The organism is Lysobacter enzymogenes (assembly GCF_017168095.1).
Taxonomy (GTDB): Bacteria; Pseudomonadota; Gammaproteobacteria; order Xanthomonadales; family Xanthomonadaceae; genus Lysobacter; species Lysobacter enzymogenes_D.
Genome location: NZ_LXSD01000417.1, coordinates 1 through 1,632 on the forward strand (window position 1 = coordinate 1; position 1,632 = coordinate 1,632).

Genomic DNA, 1,632 nt, shown 5'->3' on the forward strand with positions numbered 1-1,632 from the left:
GGTACGCGCACCGGCGGCGGCCGGGGCGGGCGCGGCGCCTTGCAGCGCCTGCTCGCGGGCCTGGGCCAGGCGCTGCAGGCGTTCGGCCGGCAGGGTCTTGATCCGGCGGTGGACCTGCTCGCGCAATTGCTGCCAGGCCTGCGGATCGGCGCGGCCGTCGGCATGCCGAGGCAGCGCGCGCTGCAGGGCCATCCGGTACGTCGCCGGGGCCACGTGCAGCACCGCCGAGGCCTGCGCCTCGTCCAGGCCGGCGGCCAGCCGCAGCAGCAGCGCCGCGCGCGGGCCGCTGCCGAGCTCGCCGAGCCGGTCGGTGGCGTCCAGCGCGATCGCCACCGGGGTGCGCTGGCGCAGGCCCGGCTGGGTCAGCAGCAACTGCCAGAACCGCGCCGGCCAGTCGTTGAGCGCGGTCTGCGCGGCGATCGCGCGGAACCCGGCCATGGCCGCGACCAGCGCGGCATCGCCGGCGGCGGCGTCGCCGGCCTGCAATTCGGCCAACACTGCGCCACGCCGTTCGACGCCGCGCAGGAACGCCGACAGGGCGGCGGGAGCGGCGGAACGGGGGGCGGACGAACCCGGGGCGGGGGATGTGGAACTCATCGGGACGACTTCACCATACGGCGCATCATAGCGATGCCGGCAGGCCGCCGGGCCGGCGCAAAACCGCTTGACAAACCGCCAAACCGCGTTTGCGCGAGGCGCAATGCGGCTTGGGCGAAAATCCGGTTGTGCACAGCAGTAATCGAACCGTCATATGTCGCTCTTTCACGGAACCAAAACACCGCGTTACAGCTATGTTTCACGGCTAAGCGCATGATTCCAAAGAAAATAGAGCAATTGGCGATTTTTTCACCAACCTAACCCGAGGGCTTGATTCAACGCCCTCGCGCAGCCCTGCCGACACACCATGCACAGATTTATCCACAACCCGTGTGGATAAGGGGGTTTTTCCTTAACTGGCGGTCACTTGCGGCGGCTTTGTCGGACCGGGGGCAGCTATGGCCCGCAACTGCCCGGCCGCCGCCGCGCTCGCTAGACTGGTGCGATGTCCGAGGCTTCGTTTCTCCCGCCGGCCAGCGTCTGGCGCATCGCCCTGCCGGTGCCGCTGCCGCGCCTGTTCGATTACCTGCCCCCGGCCGGGGCCGGCGAGGCCGGCGACCCGGTCGGCGCGCGGGTGCGGGTGCCGTTCGGGCGGCGCGAACTGGTCGGCTGGGTGGCCGAGGTCGGCGCGCCCGAACCCGGCACCGACCCGGCCGCGCTCAAGCAGGTGCTGGCCCGGCTCGACCCGGAACCGCTGCTGCACGGCGAACTGCTGGAGTCGCTGCGCTGGCTGGCGCGCTACACCCACGCCCCGCTCGGCGAGGTGCTGGCCACCGCCCTGCCCGGCCCGCTGCGCCACGGCGAACCGCTGCCCGACACCCACGCCTGGGCCTGGCGCCTGACCGAAGCCGGCGCCACCGCCCGGCCCGGCCTGCGCGCCGGTAAGCCGCGCCGGCTGTCGGACCTGCTGGACGAACACGGCGAACTCGACGAGGACCGCCTCGACGACCTGCTCGAAGACTGGCGCACGGCCGCGCGCGCCCTGGCCAAGCGCGGCCACGCCGAGCGCCTGGCGGTGCCGGCGAGCGCGCACGC

General features: G+C 72.7%; 2 pseudogenes. One reads left to right on the forward strand and one right to left on the reverse strand.

Annotation, left to right across the window (positions count from 1 at the left end):
• Positions 1-498, reverse strand: a pseudogene (locus A7A76_RS18345) (hypothetical protein); the annotation flags it as partial.
• Between the two features lie 544 nt (positions 499-1,042).
• On the opposite strand from A7A76_RS18345, the pseudogene A7A76_RS18350 reads away from it, so the two are divergent.
• Positions 1,043-1,632: pseudogene (locus A7A76_RS18350) on the forward strand (primosomal protein N'); the annotation flags it as partial.